Source organism: Mycoplasmopsis agalactiae 14628 (assembly GCF_000266865.1).
Classification (GTDB): domain Bacteria; phylum Bacillota_I; class Bacilli_A; order Mycoplasmatales; family Metamycoplasmataceae; genus Mycoplasmopsis; species Mycoplasmopsis agalactiae_A.
This window is the reverse complement of sequence record NZ_AJPR01000005.1, coordinates 1-3527: the sequence shown is the minus strand read 5'-3', so window position 1 is coordinate 3527 and position 3527 is coordinate 1. Positions and strand designations below refer to the sequence as shown.

Annotated in this window: 2 protein-coding genes and 2 pseudogenes; all 4 read left to right on the top strand. The window is 30.9% G+C overall.

Translation table 4 applies throughout. The features are described 5' to 3' along the window. The coding region (locus MAGB_RS01205) for an MAG6090-like repeat-containing lipoprotein (protein WP_050899986.1) at positions 1–1825 on the top strand (1825 nt) is incomplete at its 5' end. 286 nt (positions 1826–2111) lie between these two features. Continuing rightward, positions 2112–2192, top strand: a pseudogene (locus MAGB_RS04645) (lipoprotein, MAG6090 family); the annotation flags it as partial. A 267-nt stretch (positions 2193–2459) separates the two neighbouring features. Continuing rightward, positions 2460–2655 (top strand): annotated as a pseudogene (locus tag MAGB_RS04640) (hypothetical protein); the annotation flags it as partial. Beyond that, the coding region (locus MAGB_RS04635; RefSeq protein ID WP_420329212.1) for an MAG6090-like repeat-containing lipoprotein at positions 2634–3527 on the top strand (894 nt) is incomplete at its 3' end. The pseudogene MAGB_RS04640 and the gene MAGB_RS04635, both read left to right, overlap by 22 nt.

The following is a 3527-nucleotide window of genomic DNA, read 5'->3' as shown; positions in this document are numbered from 1 at the left end:
CAGACACTCATCAGAATCAGCAAATGAGACTGCAGAAATATTCAATGATGAGTTGTCAAGCTTAGCTAAAGAAGCTGTTGAAAGATATAAAAAACACTTAGACAAACATGTCTATGAATCAGCCAGAAATGCTGAGTTTCTATTCAATCAAAAAGATGATGACAAGATCAAACTTGCTGCGGAAAAATACAAAGCTGAACTAGATAAAAAGAAAAGATATTTAGACAAGCATTTATCTGCAGCATCAAAAGTGACAGCTGACTTATTTAGTAATAATCATCTAAAAGATATAGAAAGAACTAAAAGAGATAAGGAAATTAGCCCTAAAATCTACAATGATTCTGCTTCAGGTTTAGACATTAGCATTCACTGAACTAAAGAAGAATTAAACAAGTGAGTAGAAAGAGTTCTAAACGAAAATTTGGAACTTAACTTAGATAAATTAAATGAATTAAAAGCAGTAAGAGATGTGGCAAGAATCTTCGATGACACATACACTGATTTAATTAAAGAAGTATTAGATAGAAAAGCAAGAGCTGATGAAGAAAAAGAAATAGCTAAAGCTGAAGATGAAATTGAATTAATTAATAACAAGGTTTCTGCTTCTGATATCACTAGTGAAATATTCAGCGATGAGCATCGAAAATGAGTTGAAAAAGTTAAGAACAATATTAAAGAAAGAATCTACAGAGACTCAAAATCAGGCCTTGATATTGATGCTTATTTAACCAAAAAACAAATTGACAAAATTGTTAAAGATTACCTAGATGAAAACTTCTGAGTCAACAAGGCAAAAATTAGCGAATATTTAGCTGCTAAAGAAGCTACTGCAATATTCAGTGATGCCTATAAAAAAGCCATAGAAGAAGTCAAAGCAAGACTCTACAGAGACTCAAAATCAGGCCTTGATATTGATGTTTATTTAACCAAAGAGCAAATTGACAAAATTGTTAAAGATTACTTGGATGAAAACTTCTGAAATAATAAGGCAAAAATTAGTGAGTATTTAGCTGCTAAAGAAGCTACTGCAATATTCAGCGATGCCTATAAAAAAGCCATAGAAGAAGTCAAAGCAAGACTCTACAGAGACTCAAAATCAGGCCTAGATATTGATGCTTATTTAACCAAAAAACAAATTGACAAAATTGTTAAAGATTACTTAAACGAAAACTTTAAGATCAATAAAGTCAAATTTGATGAATATTCTGCAGCTATAGATACAAAAGAATTATTTAGCGACGAATACACTGACTTATTCAATAATGCTAAATGAAGAGCACTTTTGATAAAATGAGATAAAGCTAACAAACCTACTGTTTTATCATCTAAGGACTGAGATTGAGTATTTGAAGACAGTGAGTTAAAAGAGTTAGCGCTGCCAATACTTAAAACATATTTAAAACACAATTCGCTATTTCTATTAAGTGATAATTTTGATGTGGCGACTGCCTATGAATTAATGGAAATTTTTGATAGTGCAATCAAAGCACAGGATGGAATAATTAGCGTTTCTAAAGGAACCTTAACATCTACAACCACTGGTGATGTGAATAACTACAATCAAGTTATTCCAGGAATTATAATTAATCGTAAGTTGCTAAATTACTATCCACAAATTAACTCTGAAAATGATGATCCACATTTAGTTACTATTGGTGGCTACTCTAACAAAGCACAAACACTTAAAGGTATTTTTGTTGCTAAGACTGCAGATAAAAGATATAGAATAGAAGCAAAACTAGCATTAAAAAATGGTGAATTTAGCCCAACTGTTTATGCTCAAGAATTTGACTTTACAAAATATTATGAGATTAATAACCATTAATCATTAAGTTTGTTTGCCTACTTAAAATGTGTTGCACAACTTGCAGCGCATTTTCTTTTGTTGTTAGTTTGCTGAAGAAATAGAATAGCAAATAAGCAACGCAAAAAGCCGGATAAAAACAGCCATCAATATCATTAAAACAACCAAGCAAGAAACAAGAATGTTCAATATTATGGAAAAGTTTCCATATTTTTTAATTTTTTTGCTTAAAGAAGCCAAAAATGAAGGTTCTAGAAGAGTGCTATATTATAATTCTTTTTAATTTCTTTATTTATATTTTCTTAGTATGAGGCATTTTTATATGAAAAAAAGACTATTGGTAAAAGCTGGCCTTTTAGCTTTAGCTACCCCTTTAATTTCTTCAGCTTGCGTGGTGTCAAATGCAGAAAATGACAGCGCTTTAATTAATGAAATACCGCGAAATGGTGGAGTACTTCCTGGTGGAACCAATTCACAACCTGGCAAATTAAATATCATTGATAGAACTGATGAAAAGAATAATAAGCCAAAGGTTGACTGAAATAGTATTTTTGCTGATAGTGCTATTGGCGAAAACATTAATAAAATTGAGCTAGATACCTGAGGCAAAAATCAAATAGACAGTAATAAAGCATTTAGAGCATCAGCTAGTGATACAGGTGAATTATTCAGCGATTATTTTTCAAATTTAGTTAAGGATGCTAAAAAAAGATATGAAAATCATGGCAGAAAGCACAGAAATGAATCAGCTAAATTAACTGCTGAGTTATTTAATGACGACTATGCTAAGGCAATTGATGAGGTTAAAGCAAGAATTTACAGAGACTCCATTTCTGGACTTGATATAGACATACATCCATCTAAAGCTGAAATAAAATCTGAAGAAAAACGCTTGCAAGATTTAGTTAACAAAATACTAGAAGATATTAAAAAGAATAATGAAAAAATTCTTAATTTTAGAAGTCAATGAAAATCTAAATTTAGAGATAGTATAAGCGGACTAGATATTAGTGATTTGCAATTAATTGATCCATGATGAATTGCTTATAAAAAGTATGAAGATTTATTAATAAGACAAATTAATAAAGAACTAGAAGAAGTTAAGAAGATAAGAAAGGAAATTGCTGATGCAATTAATAAAATTGCAAAGATTCAATCTGAAATTAGAGCCAAAAAGATGGCTGAATCTGCATCTAAGCTTACAAAAGAATTATTTGATGATTCAAATGCTGATAAAGTTAAAAAAGCAGAAGAAAGATATGCTGCTGAATTAGTTGATAAACTTGATAAACACACTGACTATTTAATTAGTCTTATTGAAATAACTAAAGAATTATTCGGTGATGAGTTCTCAAGCCTAGCGAAAGAAGCAGTCGAAAGATACAAAAAACACGGTGACAAGCATTCATTTGAAGCAGCCAATGAAACTGCAGAAATATTTAGTGATGAGTTCTCAAAATTAGTTAAAGAATCCATTGCTAGGTATGAAAGACACGGAAACAAACATTCATCCGAATCAGCCAAAGAAACAGCCGAATTATTCAGTGATGATTTTTCAAAATTAGTTAAAGCTGCTGTCGAAAGATACAAAAAACACGGTGACAAACATTCATCTGAATCAGCCAAAGAAACAGCAGAAATATTTGAAGACGAGTTCTCAAACCTAGCGAAAGAAGCAGTCGAAAGATACAAAAAACACGGTGACAAACATTCATTTGAATCG